The 17705-nt window shown below is 45.6% G+C and carries 11 protein-coding genes; 1 reads left to right on the top strand and 10 read right to left on the bottom strand.

The features are described 5' to 3' along the window. Positions 1-82: 82 nt before the first annotated feature. Complete coding sequence (locus G7035_RS15185; protein ID WP_019688283.1) at positions 83-2185, top strand: vWA domain-containing protein; 2103 nt, start codon at positions 83-85, stop codon at positions 2183-2185. Between the two features lie 40 nt (positions 2186-2225). Here the strand turns inward: G7035_RS15185 and G7035_RS15180 are convergent, their stop codons facing one another. From G7035_RS15180 to G7035_RS15135, 10 genes are all read right to left on the bottom strand, one after another. Beyond that, positions 2226-3137 carry a serine/threonine protein kinase gene (locus G7035_RS15180; RefSeq protein WP_019688284.1) on the bottom strand — a complete coding sequence of 304 codons (912 nt, stop codon included), beginning with the start codon at positions 3135-3137 and terminating at the stop codon, positions 2226-2228. 177 nt (positions 3138-3314) lie between these two features. Then, entirely contained in the window at positions 3315-4568 is a 1254-nt protein-coding gene (locus tag G7035_RS15175) for an L-lactate MFS transporter (protein WP_017426752.1), read from the bottom strand. Positions 4569-4757: 189 nt separating this feature from the next. Beyond that, positions 4758-5522, bottom strand: a complete 765-nt coding sequence (locus G7035_RS15170; protein ID WP_013372559.1) for a LytR/AlgR family response regulator transcription factor — start codon at positions 5520-5522, stop codon at positions 4758-4760. Next, positions 5519-7180 (bottom strand): sensor histidine kinase, encoded by a 1662-nt coding sequence (locus G7035_RS15165; RefSeq protein ID WP_016818665.1) that lies wholly within the window; start codon positions 7178-7180, stop codon positions 5519-5521. The genes G7035_RS15170 and G7035_RS15165 overlap by 4 nt, the downstream gene beginning before the upstream one ends. Positions 7181-7206: 26 nt before the next feature. Beyond that, positions 7207-8193, bottom strand: coding sequence for a S66 family peptidase (locus tag G7035_RS15160; RefSeq protein ID WP_019688285.1), 987 nt, complete (start codon positions 8191-8193; stop codon positions 7207-7209). A 182-nt stretch (positions 8194-8375) separates the two neighbouring features. Further along, positions 8376-9872, bottom strand: coding sequence for a methyl-accepting chemotaxis protein (locus tag G7035_RS15155; RefSeq protein ID WP_019688286.1), 1497 nt, complete (start codon positions 9870-9872; stop codon positions 8376-8378). 208 nt (positions 9873-10080) lie between these two features. Next, positions 10081-10722 carry a 50S ribosomal protein L25 gene (locus tag G7035_RS15150; RefSeq protein ID WP_019688287.1) on the bottom strand — a complete coding sequence of 214 codons (642 nt, stop codon included), beginning with the start codon at positions 10720-10722 and terminating at the stop codon, positions 10081-10083. Positions 10723-10956: 234 nt separating this feature from the next. Then, the gene (pulA, locus tag G7035_RS15145) at positions 10957-13485 is read right to left on the bottom strand and encodes a type I pullulanase (protein ID WP_019688288.1); all 2529 of its coding nucleotides are present in this window, start codon (positions 13483-13485) and stop codon (positions 10957-10959) included. Between the two features lie 309 nt (positions 13486-13794). Then, the gene (gene cydC / locus G7035_RS15140) at positions 13795-15450 is read right to left on the bottom strand and encodes a thiol reductant ABC exporter subunit CydC (protein ID WP_019688289.1); all 1656 of its coding nucleotides are present in this window, start codon (positions 15448-15450) and stop codon (positions 13795-13797) included. Then, complete coding sequence (locus G7035_RS15135; RefSeq protein WP_019688290.1) at positions 15443-17596, bottom strand: DUF454 family protein; 2154 nt, start codon at positions 17594-17596, stop codon at positions 15443-15445. Before G7035_RS15135 ends, cydC begins: the two co-directional genes overlap by 8 nt. Positions 17597-17705: the final 109 nt, after the last annotated feature.

Raw genomic sequence — 17705 nt, 5'->3', positions numbered from 1 at the left:
TGAGGGTTTTCAGCTGTTTTGATCCTTTATCCCTTATATCCCAAGGATTAGGAGAGTTGGCACGCCCACATTGGTCTCGCCGATGGAGGAGCTTATGTTCAGAATAAGGAAACTAGGAATTATCATTTTCATGACTTTTGTACTATTTTTCCAAATGAGCTTAAACGGGGTCATTTGCACTGTAAATCAGGCTAATGCAGCATCTTCGGGGACTGCTCCGATTGAGGGTTACGATGCTGTTTTTGTACTGGATACCAGCTATTCCATGAGAGACACGGATCCCGAGGGTATTGCCGCCGAAGTCATTAGTATGTTTATGGACTTAAGTGATGCAGACCGTACACGCGTAGGTTTCGTCGCCTACAACCATCATGTTGTCGCCTCAAAACCACTTACCTCGATTGGCGTGGCAGCGCAAAAATCGCAAATTCAGCAGGAAATCAGAATGTTGAACCGTTCTGGCTATACAGATTTGGGACTTGGGCTGCGTAAAGGCTCAGAACTGCTAGCTGCCGGAGCATCCCAAGGGCGTCAGCCTTTTATGATTTTATTGTCAGATGGAGAGACTGATTTTGGTGCCTCTTCTGGTTCTCGGTCCAAGGGTGACTCGAATAACGATGTATCCTCTGTCATCAAATCTGCACAGACCAAGGGATACCCGGTGTATACGATTGGCCTGAACCATGATGGCACGGTAAACCGGCAAGAACTCGAACGGATCGCTTCTCAAACGGGAGGAGCTTCTTTTATTACGAGTAGTGCTGAGGATCTACCGGAAATTCTGAATCGTATTTTTGCCAGTCAAATTCGCTCCAAACTCGTTCCAGTTGCTGCAATTACGACCACTGGCGAGATGCAAGAATTAACGGTGACTCTACCGGACTCTAGTATGGAGGAAGCCAATCTGGTGCTTTTGTCGGAGCATCCCCTGCTGGAAACCCAGCTATACTCCAATTCAGAAAATGTCCGTAGGTACAAGTCGAGCCGATATGCAATTTTGAAAATTGAGCATCCACAAGCAGGTAAAGTGAAGTTGAAATTACGAGGCATACGCGGAGATTTGGTTAAAATCAATTTACTTGGCAGCTACCGACTGGAAGCTGAAGCTACTATAGGAGGAACGCAAACAACAGCAACTCATGGCGACAAGCCTATGCAATTGCTGAAGGGACAAGCGACACCATTTCAAGCTCAGCTCCTGTTACCGGATGGCCAAAATCTTACAGATGAGGCCGTATATACATCTCTTCAAGCCCATATTATAGTTACCCCTGTAAAAGGCGGTACAGCTAAAAAGGTGCCTATGACCTATAAGTCAGGAGCCTTTCATACCGAATATGCGTTCCCACAAACGGGTGATTATACATGGCAGCTATCTCTGGATAGTCCGCAGTGGTACCGTAAGGGAATTGTACATAAAGTTCACGCCACCAATGCAGCACCACAAGCTTTAAAAGACCTGACGATACATCTGGTAAAAGAAGACGGTGACTCCCGTCGAAGTTTAGAGGATTTTATTGTTGATCCCAATCATGACAAGCTGAATTATAAGCTGGATTCAGGAGCCTCTGAGGATACAATTAATGCCGAGATTAATGGTAATGATCTGCTGCTATCCAAGCTTCACACAGGTGACACGAAGCTAAAGATTACCGCTACCGATCCAGAAGGTGCATCCAGTAGCGCTACACTGACCGTTTCAGTCCAATCCCGGTATACAGCCATTAAATGGACGGTAGCCATCAGCATTGTGATAGCTGCTCTTCTGTATTGGTTCTTGCGACCGAAGCCGCAGTTTGCTGGAAGAATCGAAGGATATTTTCTCGCTACAGCGAGTGGACAGGAGATTCCGGTAAAATCTTGGCCGCTGACCTCCTTTCCGGGTCATAAGGTCAGCTTGCAGGAGTTATTCCGTACGCTTGACGTTCACGAACCATTACCAGAAGCGGAACGAATCCTATTTTCCGCAGGTAAAAAAGGGACTCTGATCGTGAAACATGATACACGTTGCGCCCTGCAGCATGGAAAAATCAGATTGACCCGTAACAAAAAAGCGGTCATGGCGTATGGTGATAAACTGTACATCACGTTTGAGGACGGCGTCACTGAAATTGAGCTGCGGTACAAGGCGATTAAGCCGAACACTTCAGTGTACACCGACCATATTCAAGCTCCGACAGGATAACGTCCGTCGGAATAAAAAAGAGAAGCACCTACTCTTACGATTAACGAACCGTAAGAGTAGGGCGCTTCCCTTTTTTTATCCAATATTCCGCACGTAGTGCGGCTTTAAACCATCGAAGTGAGCGGCAACGCTTGTTAGCCTGTACCTCCAGGCCACGCCGAATCACGTACGGCAGTAGTGAAATCCCTGCATTTTCGATCCGAATCCGTTCGGTCCGATCTGCAAATAATCTGCCTGGCACATCCGGTGGGGGTGATCCTTTTTGGCAATAATACAGCGTTGCGGCCAAGCTATAAATATCCGATACAGGTCCTTGCCGCGAACGGTTAGAGTAAAATTCCAGCGGAGAATAGCCTGCCGTCGTGAAGATCGGATGCTCCTTGCCTTCAAAATGCACAGCAGAGCCAAAATCAATCAGCTTGATGTTGCCATGTTCCCCAACCATAATATTGCCTGGCTTAATGTCCCGATGAATAATTCCTTTGTTGTGTATATACTCCAAGGCATCAATTAATGGCAGCAGCGTTTGGTACAAAAAAGTAGGATCAGACGTTGGCACAGCTTCTTCTTGCATCATTCGATCCAGCGTCTTGCCTGCACAGTATTCCATGACCAGATAAGCAGTTCCATTTTCCTCAAAGTGATCTATATAACCGACAACCCCCGGATGATTTAATTCCTTCAACATTTGCCCTTCACGCAAGAAATAATGCATAAACTCTACATATTTGGATTGCATAGAAGCGCTACAAGTGACCGTTTTTCGATCCATCCCCCGCAAAGCCAGCGCATTCGGAAAAAATTCCTTTACAATCACCTTTTCTCGGTTATCCAACAGCCTTGCCGTATACACGATGGCCAGCTCACTGCGGGACAAGGCGCTTCGAATTTGATATGTATTTCGCAGCTTCGTATTGCGGGCAAGCAGATTCCCGCTTGTATCCACGATCATGACTCGTCCTCCTGTCAGGTTCTTAGCTTATGTCTTTTGTATATATCGGCTTATTACACGTCTTTTTATTATACCGTAAATCAGGTTATTGGAAAAACAAATAACCTGCCATAATCTCCCTTAGAGAAATGATGACAGGTCTTTTGGCATTCATCTGGTCCTATTTTCTCAAATCGTTTAACCTAATTTTGTGCCTGGCTTCATGCTGCGCACACCGTTGGTATTTTTCTTCCGTTCGCTGCGCAGTTTGCCTTTACCTTGTTCTGGAGTGCGAATGGTGAGGGCAATCAGGAACGATACGACGCACAGCACAGCAATTGTGGTAAAGGTCGGGATAAATCCGCCGAGCAAGGCAGCGATAAATGACCCCGCCAGCGCACCAAGGCCAAAGCCCTGATACACAATACCATAGTTTTTGCTTTGGTTCTTCAGACCGAAGAAATCAGCTACGATGGCAGGAAAGACGGTAATATTGCCACCGAAGCAAAAAGCAATTCCTGCTACACAGGCAAAGAACAAACCAAAATTCAGGGGTACCAGACTCAGTACTGTAACTGCAACTGCTGTTGTTAAAAGTGCACCTGCTACCACTTTCAGACGACCTACCTTGTCCGATAGCGCACCTAATATAATCCGACCCGCCGTGTTGAAAATAGCGACCATAGCGACCGCATTGGCGGCTGTTGCTACATCCAAGCCAGCCATCCGTACACCGATATCTTTGACCACTCCGATCAGGTAGAGACCACTCATACAAGCGGTAAAGAACATGACGAACAGCAGGTATGCCTGCTTGGTGCGCAGCATTTCTTTAACGGTATAGTCCCGCTGTACAGCCCCATTTTGTTCCGAAGGTTTGTTCACAACTACTGCTTCTTTCACCAGGAAAGAACCACCGACGATCATGATCAGCACGATGATACCCCAATATAGAAATGCCTGCGATACGCCAACAGACTGAATCAGCGAACCGTTAATATACTTAAATATCAGACTGCCTGTACCGTAGGCCCCAACTGAAATACCGGAAATAAGTCCTTTTTTCTCAGGAAACCATTTAATCAGATTTGACAGTGATGTAATATATGCCGTTCCATCCGCAAAACCTACGACAATACCTGCCAAAATGTACAGCAGGGATAACGAAGTTACCTGTGAACTGAGCATGAGCCCTGCCCCTAGTACGACACCTGCACACAAAATCAGACGACGAAGTCCCCATTTATCCTGTAGCTTGCCTGCGAATAACGTAGCAAACGCGAGTGCAAAACTGGTAATTGAAAAGGTAATAGCGACCGAACTGAGGTTCCAGCCAAAGCGGTCCACCAACGGTTGATTAAATAAGCTCCATGTGTAAATGGTACCTAAGCCCATCTGGACAATAATCGTTCCCAGTACGACCAGCAGGCGATTTCCGCTATTTGATTTCATATTGATCTCCTCTTTTCATTCCGGCTCTACAGCATCCATTTGTTATGATGATAACCGTGAATCCAGTACGCTTTGCGCCTGTGAAAGAGCAATTCTGTAAGGATTCTGTTTACACGGTTATTATAACCCTGCATGTCAGCCAGAAATCGTTTGAGGAATGAAATGCACATATAGCGGAATGAAATGCCTTTAAAGTCGCATAATTTGCCGAAACTCCTTGGCCTTACTACGACTCACCGGAATTTCTGCTTCTAGTCCACGCAATCGCAGGAGATACGTATGATTGAACCAGGGTACAATCTCACGGATTTGCGACAGATTAACCGTGTACGATCGGTGACAGCGAAAGAAGTCCTGCTGCGGCAACCGGGCATGAAATTCCGAAATGCTCATCGGCATCGTATATTCTTCGTGCCTTGTAAAGACACGAGTTACCTTTTCCTGCGCACACGCATAGTAAATATCGTTTGCATCCGTTACGATAATTTTGTCATTTTTCAGCAGATTAATACGCCCCGGAGCAGCAACGGTACTGGTTTCAGCAGCTCGGGGTTGCCCAGCCTGGACAGGTTCCTGTATTTGAGCGTTTCGCTGCTCATAAGCATTTTCGAGCTTATGCAGCATGGATGCGATCCGTTTTTCATCATATGGCTTGAGAATGTAGTCGAACGCCTCCAGTTCAAAAGCCTGCGCCGCATGTTCTTTATAGGCGGTCGTAAAAATAATATAGGGCTTTTTAGCAAATTTGCTAATGTTCTGTGCCAATAGCATCCCGTCCAATGAAGGAATGTTAATGTCCAGAAAGATCGCATCCGTCTCCTGATCTTGCAGAAACCGGAATACATCCAGTCCATCCTCGAAACTATCGGTCACCTCAATACTGCTATGAGTCTGAATAAGATACTCCAGCTCTTCACGTGCCGGAAGTTCGTCTTCTACAATTATGGCCTTCATGACTTCTCCTTTGGTATGTCAAAATATACTTCGGTGCCCGGATCATGTTTAAGAATAATGACTCCTTCACCGTACATCAGCTTGAGTCTTCTGTGCACATTGTACAAGCCGATCTGTTTAGCCGGAACTTGATCATGATATAGGTTATCCACTACATCGTCCCGTATACCCACCCCGGTATCAGCTACAGAAATACGCACCTTTTCGCCACGGTCTTTTACAGAAATGGTTACTGTACCTGGCCCTTTTTTCTTGAGGATTCCATGATTAATCGCATTCTCAACTAGGGGCTGGATAATTAGGCTCGGAATGCGCACGGACACCTCATCCATTACATACTCCACCTGAAGCCGATTGCCGAAGCGAGCTTTTTCAATTTCTACGTAATCCGACACCTGTTGAAGCTCCTTGTGAATTTCGATCAAATCATCATTCAGCTCCAAATTATAACGCAGATAGCCTGACAAATTAATAATCAGCTCTCGCGCCTTATCCGGTTTGGTGCGCGTCGTCGAGGCAATGGCATTCAACGCGTTGAACAGAAAATGAGGGTTGATCTTCGTCTGGAGTGCCTTTAACTCGGCCTTATTCGCCGCTTCCTTAATTTGCTCCACACGCGACACTTCCATTAACGTAGAAATGATCTGAGACAAGCCAATCGCCATCGTCTGCAACGGATACGTGATTTTATAAGCTTTTCGGTAGTAAATCTTTAGGGTTCCGGTTACTTCTCCCCGCTCCTCTAACGGGATAATGAGCAGAGACTGGATTTGGGGCGTTTTGTCGTCAGCAATATGGTTGCGGATCGTGATTTTACCACTGCGGATCGTCGATTTAGTCACATCGCTAATAATTTCATCCCCGATATGATAGCGTTCTTCGCCAAATCCGACGTAAGCCAGTACATCTCGGGTATCCGTAATCGCCACCGCGTCTGCCTTGATGTCTTCTTTTATAATCGAGCAAATCGTATGCAAGGATTCCGCATTAATCGAACGAAAATAAGGCAACGTCTTGTTGGCAATATCCAATGCCAGCTTGGCCTGTCTTGCTGCGATATTCTCCTTTTCCCCCTCTACACTTTGGATCAATAGAACGATTAAACCGATACTGACCTCTCCGATAATCATCGGTAGACCGATCTTGGAAACGATGTCCACACCAAGGCCGTGAGGTTCTGCCATTACCAGAATGAGCAGCATCGTCAACGCTTCACAGACCATACCTGCAGCGATGCCGACCAGCCATCTCTTGGAACGATTGACCCGGCGGCCGATATATCCTGACACCACACCTGCCAGAATACTTGTAATCAAACACGGAATCGAGGTCACTCCCCCGATATCAATTAGATAACGATGGATCCCCGATACAATACCTGTAATGATCCCAACCCAGGGTCCGAACAAAATACCGCCCGCCATAATTGCAATGATTCGAACGTTAACCAGCGAGCCTTCAACTTCAATCCCGGTGTAGGTACCAAACAGGGCAAACATACAGAAAATCAATGTTAGTAAAGTCAGCTCTGCCGGAGAATGACTGTTCTTCTGCAAGGTTTCCTTAAATCGGGGGATACGTGTAATAAAAAACAAACAAATCAGCAACAATGCTGCGCGCTCAAAGAGCTGCATCAGCATTTCCAGCAAGGCGTTCACATGCGTTCCTCCCAAATAAAAACCCATTATTCACATATTTCAATTCCTACCCTGCCATTACGGGCACGAATAAGCACCTTCCCGCCAATCGGATATGTAAACTGCGGCGTGGTATGACCAAAATCGACATCTGCAATCACAGGAATAGATGCCAATTCTCTTTTCGAACGAATGATTTGCCGCAGCAATTCTTCTGTCATATGCGAAGCCTTCTGAAATCGACCTATGATGATTCCTTTAACCTGATCAAATTCAGGCTGGTGCAACAATGATTGCAAATCCCGGTCAAATGTAGCGGGAGAGCTTTCGTAATCATCCTCAACAAACACTATGGTTCCTTTTAGACTTGGCATGTATGGGGTTCCCTGTAACAAATTCAGAGTACACAAGTTTCCGCCCACAATCGTACCCTCTGCTTCGCCTTCATGAATCGCATATGGACCCGCATTGCGGTGAAAGCTTCTTTGATCCTGATCCTGATACCAAGCATCGTCACTCCACTCTGGCGACGATTGGATTTGAATGCTACCCTCTTCCAACATTAACCTTTGGAAATAAGTCGTCGTATATTCATTTCCTCGCAACATGGCGAACGTCAAAAAGTGAGGTCCTGCATACGTGATAAGCCCTGTTCTGGCATAAATCGCATGGCTTAACGCCGTTATATCCGAATAGCCACATAATCGTTTAGGATGAGCGCCGATCAGATCATAATCCAGATGGGCTAGAAGCTGATTGGCATTATAGCCCCCAATTGAGGTCAGAATGCCCTTTACCTTTGGATCGACAAAAGCTTCGTGCAAGTCAGCTACTCTAGACTCTATCGAAGAAGATGCAAAGTCATCGTTTTCCAGCACATGCTGTGAAAAGCTCACTTTAAACCCAAGCGCCTCCAGTCTACTCTGAGCAATCAGTCGATTTTCCTCAGAAACAATAGACAAGCTTCGGGATGGCGAAAGAATGCGTATCTCGTCTCCTGCTTTTAATTTAGGTGCTTGCTTTCCCATCATCATCGTCATTCCCCCTTGTTCCAAAGCATTTAAACTGCCACAAATTATACCATCAACTTCCATCTAATTATAGCTTCTAAAACTTCCCACTTCATTCCCTTCTTCCCAATAAGAAGTAAAAAACCGGGGATACCGCTTGTTAGCGATAAGCCCCGGATCTCTAGTCCGATGATGATGCTTTTCGGTTATTTACTTTTGCCGATTTCACTAGAGCTGTTGTTCTCATTCTGATCATGGACCAGCTCTTTCAACTGAATAATCAATGCCTCCAGCTCACTAAATCCCGCCACCATATTGGAGGTTATATTTTGCTGCTCTTCTACTCCAGCCAAAATTTGTTCAGACGCTGCACTTGCTTGTTCTGTCACACTGGAAAATTCCATCATCTCTTGAACGACCTGAGACGAAAATTGTTGCATACTATTCGTACTGGACTCTACCTCCACAGCCTGCACCAATACTTTATTGGCATTTTGCAGGATATCTTCCAGTACAATTTCGGTCGAATGTGCCGACTCCATGCTTTGCTGTAATCTTTCCTGTCCCATGTCAAATTGACTTACAACAGAATCCATCTGAGTTCTCAGCTGCTCCAAAATACCTTCCATCGCCACTGAGGTGTTTCCAACCATTTCAGCCAAATTACGCACTTCTCCAGCCACAATCGCAAATCCTTTCCCATGCTCTCCTGCTCTGGCAGCCTCAATGGATGCATTCAAGGACAGCAAATTGGTTTGCTTTGAGATTTGAGTAATATCTTTAAGCATGGAAGACATATTGTCACTCTGCACTTTAAACTCATCTAATTCTTCTTTGGTACGACTCATCACCCGACCCAAATCCTTAATTTGAGATGTTAGTGCAAGTAGTTGACTGCTCCCTCTACCCCCGGCATTTTTCGTATCTTCGGAGAGCTGCTTCAGCTCTCGGGAATGATCGGCAACCTCGCGCACGTGCCGATCAGACTGAGCCAAGTTATCGGTTACCTCAGTGATATTCGAAGCTTGCATTTCTACCCCTTTGGCAACCTCCTGAAACCCGATAGCGACTTCATTCGTCACGTTGCCTGTAGCATCCACTTGATTCCTGAATCGTTCTGTAAAGCTATGTAATCCCGCTACAGCTTGCCTCACTTGCTCAAATAGAAATTCAATACGTTGCCTTGTGGCATCCATATTTTTATTTTGTTCCTCCGTTATCTTAAACTGCTTTTGGTTTAACACCGATACCACTAACAATAGTAACCCAATCAGCCCTACAATAATAAATTCATGTACATAACGCAAAGAACCGGTAGCTGGCAGAGTTGCAGGCGTACCGATCGTAATTTGTATAAAAATATTACATAAATTTAAAGTCATAGCTACCAGAAAATATGGATAAGATGGGTAGAGTAGCAACAATGAACAAATAAAGATCGTAGTCACTACCTCCACACTAGATAAGTTCACAAATATACATATTAATGCACTATAAAATGTAATAATCCAAGGAATAAGCCGGATTCCTATCTTTTGTATATTCAGAATCGTCAAAACTGCCGCGACTACTAATCCTACACCGCTAGATATCCACATCGAGGGATTAGATACTGCCGGGATGATGCTGCTCAAAGTCATAATCCAAAAAATAATGATCACCAATTTGTTTCTTTGCCACAACAATTCATTCGTTCTGTCCATGATTGTGTACGCGCTCCTTAGAGATATATTAGGTATTTATAAAATAAAAATGTAAATACCATACTATATATATCGTCATATCAGAACGCGTATTGAATGATGGTCGTACTTTAAAGACAAAAACCGCCCCTCTAACAGGGAACGGTTTTAATTCACAGTTTAATCATTTTCTTTAATTAGCAAACGTTTAATGTGCCTGCTGAATCCATTAAGATTCCTTGTTTTCGGAAGCCTCTTCAGCACCTTCAGTTGCCGCTGCATCACCTTCCACAGCAGCATTCTCTACTTCGACTGCACGCGGAACGATCACGGATGCCAGCAACTCCTCTTCAGAGACATGCAGCGTCACGCCTTTAGGAAGCTTCAAGTCGCTTGCGCTCAGCTTGTCGCCAATATCCAGTGCGGATACATCCACTTCAATAGTGGACGGCAAGTCAGAAGGCAAACCTTCAACCTCGACTTCTGTTTCTTGAACTTGCAGAATACCGCCTGATTTTGTACCTACAGGCGTACCCTGATAATCAATCGAAACACGCACGCGAAGCGGTTTGTTTTTGGAAATTTTCAAAAAGTCGGCATGCAACCATTGGTTGTCACGCTGTTGATAATCTTTAATAATGACTGGAATCGTTTCTCCGCCTTCTACTGTGAGATTAAAAACCTCTGAACGTCCGGTTCTGATTACTTTATTAAATTCCTTGGCATCGACATGTACAGGGGTTCCCTCGATTTCAGAGCCGTAAACCACAGCTGGAATCCGTCCTTTTAACCTCAATCCACGAATGGCCGAACCCTTCTTCTCTGTTCTCGGCTGGGCGGTTAGTTGAATACTTCCTCCATTAGAACTCATGATATACAACCTCCTTCAGGTTACCTTACAAATGATTTTCCTCCAAGAATCTTGCTTGTTTACCAGTCGTACTACAGAATATAAGCCAGCAAGCTGGCAAAACTAAACAAGTCCATAATTCTATTTTACCCCTTTTTTCTGAAACTGACGCACATTTGCATAAAAAAATAGCATTTCTCGAAATGATCGAAAAATGCTATTTCTCGTGTATATATGGCAACCAGGCATACAAGTCTATCCCGCCCGGTTATCGTTAACCAGTAATAAATATTCCTCTCTGCCACTATGAATCAATACCTGCATCACAGACTGGGTCGGATCTACATCAATATATCGATCTGCCTCCACATCCTTGGCATCCCAGTGATTCAGGCGGACAATGTAGCCAATTCGCTGTACATCAGGAGCCACCCGAATGCGGGCTACTGCCCGACCATCATCCCAATCGTGAAATTCAACATGTCCGTCCTGGTGTCCGGTGCCCCATACCCACACATTCCAGCCAGAGTATTGCCGGTCTGCACGCTCGTAGATCAGTTCAATCGTACGAAACGGAATAACCGCTCTATCGTTTCCTCGCTGGGCATCTGTCATTGCTGTACCTGCAATCTCTTGATTCGTCCCCTCATCTAAGCCCTTCGTTTCGTTATCCACTTGCTCGTTAGCTTGATCTTGCTCAGTCAAAAAGGAGGCTTGGGGAGGTCCAGCCTGATCATACAACACCATCATCGACCAGCGCGATACAGTCACACGATGGCCTACCACTTCATAGCGTGTCTCATTCCCGGCCCCGTGTGCATCCACGACCACATGCCAACGATCCGATTCCGCAGGCAATGATATTGTCTGCTCTGTATCCGAACCGTTATAAATCACCACAATATAATTCCAGGCATCGCCGTTAGCATGATGCCTCAATGCAAAAGCCACCACATGCCCACTGCTTTGCAGGACTTCCATATGCTGCTCCACCAGCTCACGCTGATCCATACGGAATGCCGGATGACTGCGCCGCAAAGCAATTAAGCCCTGGTAGTAGTCAAACACGGATCGAAACCTCGCCTTGTTATTCCACCGGATAGCGTTTACCACATCAGAGCTTCGGTAGCTGTTATGGTCTCCATATTTGGAACGCAGCAGTTCATCTCCTGCATGGATAAAAGGAATACCTTGCGATGTCAGAATCATGCCGTTAGCCAACAGAGACTTACGTACAGTTTCGTTTTCAAGTAGGTTACTTTCATCCAGTTCCTGATACGGGTCTGCTTCAGCTACGGCTTGTTCGGCTGTCCTTCCATCTTTGGGGTTCCCCTGCTCCCATTGCGGAAAACGACAGTTCTCCCGCACATGTCTCACCGTCAAAATTTTATCCCACAAATTGAGATTATCGTGGGCCGTTACATAATTGACGGTCTCTGATGGATGAGCTGTAAAATCATAGATAGCTCCAAAAGCACCTTGAAGTACCCGTTCCTCCTGATTTTCCGCCCCCGTGGCAAACCCATTCCCGGTACCGTCGCTATCTCCCTTAATGGCAGAGCGGTAATTGTCGTTAAAAACGGCAAAGCCCTTATCCCGCTGCGTTCCTTTTAATGTAAGCAAAGGCTGCGGGGACTCCCCACCCGTCCAAGGCTCACCATAGATCAGCAGATCGGGACGTATTTCAGCGCGAAGCTCTCGGGTAAGCTGCTCTACAGTCGGTGTATCAATTAACGCCATCAAATCAAACCGGAAGCCATCTATGTGATATTCCTCTGCCCAATAGCGTAGTGAATCCTTGATATACTTGCGCACCATCGGACGTTCGGTTGCCAGTTCATTACCTACACCTGATCCATTGGTGAGCTTCCCTTGCTCATCCGTACGGTAATAATATCCTGGTACAATCGGCTCAAACGGACCCTTTTCCACCGAATACGTATGATTGTACACAACATCCATAATGACACCAATGCCAGCAGTATGCAGAGACTGTACCAGCCGTTTCAGCTCTCGTATACGCATCTCCGGGTCAGCTGGATTGGAAGAGTAAGATCCCTCCGGCACATTATAATGCTGCGGATCATAGCCCCAGTTATATTCAGTTCCTAATTCCGAAAAATCATTCACCGTATGAAAGTCAGCCACTGGAAGCAAATGAACATGTGTAATGCCCAGCTCCAGCAAATGATCCAGTCCGACACTGTTACCCTCGGAATCCATTAATCCCGTATACGTAAAGGCTGCAAACCGCCCCTGAGCAGTAGATAAATCTTTTATACCCGTATTAAAATCGGGGTCCATCGAAAAATCACGCACATGAAGCTCATAGATAATAGCATCTGTCGTACGCTCAAGTACGGGTCCCTCATCCTGTTCCCATCCATCCGGGTTCGTTCGATCCAAATCAATGATAGCCGTACGTTGCCCGTTGGCTGATACCGCTCTGGCATATGGATCGGTAGCATAATGAATGCTGTGGTCCGCCCACTCCAGCCTGTACATGTAATAATATCTGTTCCAGTCGCCTTCCAGCTCTATAGACCATACTCCGTGACCATCACGATTCATGAGAAATTCCTGACCACCGCCGTGCTCCTGAACGATTCCTTCCTGATCGTACACCCCTGCGTCGGTATACAACGCGATATGAACCTGCTGTGCAGTCGGTGCCCATACCTTAAATTTGCTGCCCGCAGGCGTATAAGTAAGACCCAAATCATAGCCTTCATATATGGGATATGCTGTGTGCTCAAGTCCCTTGAGCTGATTGAAATCAGACATTCCTGTTCACCACCCATTTCTATACATCGGCTTATAGCCTCTGTTCATCCATCATTTATGATGTTTATGACTTGTCAATATACCTCAGGATTTGCAAAATCCTCACCTCATAGGCTATCAAAATAAGACAAGCTTGAAAAGCTGGATGATTTAAATAAGGATGACACTCTCATTTCAACGCGCACACTCCATTTTATGACAAAATGATGAACAGGCTACAGCTTTCGCCTCCAAAGCATCACATTTATTTTCTAGCTTTTATCACTTATAGACTAGACTGAAAAAAGCATGCTAAACCATGTACCATTTTCAGGAGAGTCGGCGGTTATCCATTTGAAAAATTTCGTCAGCCATTCGCATGGTAGAGCTTCGATGCGATACAAGGATAATTGTTTTATCTTGCTGCTGTTCTTTTAACGATTTTAAAATAATCGCTTCGTTCAAACTGTCCAAATTGCTAGTTGGTTCGTCCAGCAGTAAGAGGGGCGCATCATGAACAAAGGCTCTGGCCAGTCCCAAGCGCTGACGTTCTCCACCAGACAGCCTGTCCCCCAACTCTCCAACTCGGCTGTCATATCCTTGAGGCAATGTCATAATAAAATCGTGCACTGATGCCTTACGGGCTGCTTCTACAACCTGTTGATGTGTAGCATCAGGCTTTCCAATTTTGATATTAGCTGCAATGGAATCATCAAACAGGAATGTATGCTGATCGACATAGCTTTGCAAGCTTCTCAAATGTCGGGTCTCAATGTCCTTTAAATCGTGTTCAGATAGCAAAATTCCACCTTGTTGCGGGTCCCTGAATCGCATCAGCAACTTCAACAACGTTGACTTGCCGGAGCCGCTTTTACCCTGAATACCTATAATTCGTTTGGGCGGTATCGTGAGACTTACGTCCTTCAGCACCGTTTGACCATCGTATGCAAAAGTCACCTTTTCTATCTGCGCTCCAGTAAAGCCAACAGTCATTCCATCCATATTTTCTTCTACCTCCGGGGTCTCCTCCAGCAGACTCAGCACTCGTTCCCCGCTTGCCAGCGTCTGAAGCAAATTGTTAGACAAATTGCTCAGCGCGACCACCGGACCAAATGAACTAAACAGGGCAATGACTGAAATCAGCATACTTGTAAAATCCATCTGCCCCTTAGACATGCCATACAATCCAGCTAGCAGCATCAAGAATGAAAATCCGACTACAGCCGCATCTGTGATCGCTCTTGTGATGCCTTCGTGATGCTTCAAGTCCTTCTGCTTGGCATCCAACTGATCCGTACGACGGTTAATTTCATTTAATCGTTGTTCCCCTTGCCCATATTGAACAATTTCCTTCATCCCGCGTAAGCTGTCCAAAAAATAACTACTCAGCTGGCCGAAGCTGCTCCGGTATTCCATCCCTTGGCGCTTGCCCATACGTGTCGTAAGTAGGGGAATAAACAAACCGACGGTTATGTAAGCAAGCGCAGCGATCCAGCCTAGTAAAGGCTCATAAGAACCTATAAAAAATACCATGAGCAGTGAAGTGATGATGCCAATCATAACAGGCGCTATCGTATGCGCATAAAATACTTCCAGCAGCTCAATATCACTTGTAATCAGCGATATCAGATTCCCTTTGTCCTTGCCTTCAAGCTTGGCTGGGGCCAATCTACGCAAGGCTTGAAGCACCTTGTCTCGCAGCACAGCCAGCAGCTTGAAAGCGAGATAATGACCACTCATTTGCTCGCCATAACGAAATACACCGCGCAATACAGCACATAGCACGATGGCAGTCAGCAAAAATGTCATGCTGTATCCTGTCGTGATGCCTGTTGCTGTCAGTAGGGCAAGGGCCCCGTACACAATAATGCCAATAGCACAAGCAAAGCCAAGCACTCCTGTAACAATCGTGATAAGCAGCACAGGTAAAAGAGGTCCTGCCAAGACCAACAATTGACCCATGATTCGTAAACCGGGTCTACGCATATACTGCACCCCCTTTTACAAACTGTTCCATCCGATGCTGACTGAGATACATCTCCGCATAATGTCCCTGCTTGCTCAACAGTTCCTGATGCGTTCCGGATTCTGCCACCAAACCATTTTGCAGCACATAAATACAGTCAGATTGGATCACATTTTCCAGTCTGTGAGAGATGAGAATCACTGTTTTTTGACCTGCCAGTGCATGTATGACCTCCATGATTCCTTCCTCACTCTCAACGTCAATGTTAGAAGTAGCCTCATCAAAAATATATACATGACTGTCGTGCAGCAACGCTCTGGCCAGTGCTAGACGTTGACGCTGTCCTCCTGACAGATTCGCTCCCTGCTCCTCTATCTCTGCCTCCAATCCTCCCTCGGAGAGAATGAAATCATACAGCTTCACTTGCCGCAACGCCTCCAGCATTTGTAGCTCATCCGCGTGCTCATTGCCCATTCTCAAATTTGCTTCGACGGTGCCTTTAAAAATATAGCTGTTAAAACCGATCCAGGTCATATGACGCATGCGGCTTTCTTCCGAAATGAAGGTCAGTTCGGTTCCTCCGATCGTCAGGCTTCCTTGATAACCCTCATGATGTCCAACGATCAATCCGGCTACCGTACTTTTACCTGAGCCTGATTCTCCAACAATGGAAACGAAGCTGCCTTGAGGAATGTCCATGGTTATATTACGCAAGGTATCTCTTTCGTCGTAAGCAAAATTTACCCGTTCCAATCGAATGTCTGTAGCTTCTATGCTTTGTTGTCCTTGTACAAGATCCTCTGTACTCAACATTTCGAATATTTTGTCACTTGCTGCCATTCCGTTCATGGCAATATGAAAGTAGGAACCGAGCAGACGAAGCGGGATGAAAAACTCTGCCGACAGCAACACAATGATGAGCGCTCCCGCCAAGCCAATGTGACCCGAAGAATATTCGCTAACCGCGACCAGCACACCTGCGGCGGCACCACCAAATGCGATAAGATCCATGACAGCTACGGAGTTTAACTGCATGGTCAGGACTTTCATTGTCATTTTGCGAAAATCCTCAGCCGCTGTGTTCATTTCCTGATGTTTATTCTGATCTGTCCCATAAATTTTGAGCGTAGTCAGACCTTGTACATTTTCCAAAAAGCTGTGGCCCAAATTGACGTAGCTGCCCCAATATTTCCGAAACAGCTTTTTAGCCATCCGCATAATAACAATAATGGACACTGGAATTAAGGGAACGCAGATCAATAGAATGATAGCCGCTTTGAAGCTGACAAAAGAGAGGGTGATGAACAACGTTACAGGTGCAAGCAGACTATAAAATAGCTGAGGCATGTATCTACCAAAATAGGTTTCAAGCTGCTCCACCCCTTCTACAGCAACCTGAATAACCCCTGAGGTGGAGGTATGATCCGTATAAGAGGATCCCATCTTTAACAGCTTGCTGTAAATCTGCGAGCGCAGCGTTTTTTTAGCATTGATTGAAGCCCGATAGGACAACATACTGGCTGCGTAATTACTCAGGAAGCGAACGGCAATGGCAGCAATAACAATGACTGTCATGGATAGAATTAGCTGGCGAGTTACTTGTCCTTCCCATGCTTGCTGCATCACAAAGGCCATAGACAAAACGGCGGCTATACTCCCTAAAAGACCGATCCACTGTACGAGCACACCCAAGATGATATATTTTCGAGAATGCTCCACCAGGCCTAGTAGACGACTGTCGACCATTTTAGACCTTTTTTTCGGAGTAGGGACGGCTTCAGATGAAGACGGAGTTTCCGCCTTACCTTCCCTCACAGTTCCGACTCGGAATATAAAATAATAATATTTGAACAGGATGACCAAAACGATGAGCGCCTTGCCCCACACAATGGGGGTAAAGATAAAGCCTGTAATGAGCATAGCTGACGCTAAGCCCAATGACGTAAATTTTGTAGACAGCTTCAACGACCTGGTTTGTACAAAACTTTCCAGATACTTATGGTACAAAGATGTATTCGAAAACCACTGATGAATCCTTTCAGACCCCCGCATAAAGAAAAAGGTTGCCAGCAGCAGAAACGGTGTAGTCGGCAGCAACGGCACCACTACGCCAATCACTCCAAGCGCCAAAAATAAAAACCCTAAGGTAATATAAATCGGTTTCACTGTAATCCCCCTAATATATATACTGTTAATGATATTTTATAGATAATGATAATCATTATCAATATATATAATTTAGTCAGGTTGTTATGTGATGTAAATCACGCATATA

The sequence above is a fragment of the Paenibacillus polymyxa genome, from assembly GCF_015710975.1.
Classification (GTDB): domain Bacteria; phylum Bacillota; class Bacilli; order Paenibacillales; family Paenibacillaceae; genus Paenibacillus; species Paenibacillus polymyxa.
This window is presented reverse-complemented; position numbering and strand designations above follow the sequence as displayed.

Bases quoted from the DNA above. Each gene is read 5' to 3' on its own strand.
- cydC (WP_019688289.1), bottom strand. From the start codon at position 15,450: ATGCGTAGACCCGGTTTACGAATCATGGGTCAATTGTTGGTCTTGGCA.
- G7035_RS15185 (WP_019688283.1), top strand. From the start codon at position 83: ATGGAGGAGCTTATGTTCAGAATAAGGAAACTAGGAATTATCATTTTC.
- G7035_RS15150 (WP_019688287.1), bottom strand. From the start codon at position 10,722: ATGAGTTCTAATGGAGGAAGTATTCAACTAACCGCCCAGCCGAGAACA.
- G7035_RS15160 (WP_019688285.1), bottom strand. From the start codon at position 8,193: ATGATGATGGGAAAGCAAGCACCTAAATTAAAAGCAGGAGACGAGATA.
- G7035_RS15180 (WP_019688284.1), bottom strand. From the start codon at position 3,137: ATGATCGTGGATACAAGCGGGAATCTGCTTGCCCGCAATACGAAGCTG.
- G7035_RS15170 (WP_013372559.1), bottom strand. From the start codon at position 5,522: ATGAAGGCCATAATTGTAGAAGACGAACTTCCGGCACGTGAAGAGCTG.
- G7035_RS15155 (WP_019688286.1), bottom strand. From the start codon at position 9,872: ATGGACAGAACGAATGAATTGTTGTGGCAAAGAAACAAATTGGTGATC.
- pulA (WP_019688288.1), bottom strand. From the start codon at position 13,485: ATGTCTGATTTCAATCAGCTCAAGGGACTTGAGCACACAGCATATCCC.
- G7035_RS15175 (WP_017426752.1), bottom strand. From the start codon at position 4,568: ATGAAATCAAATAGCGGAAATCGCCTGCTGGTCGTACTGGGAACGATT.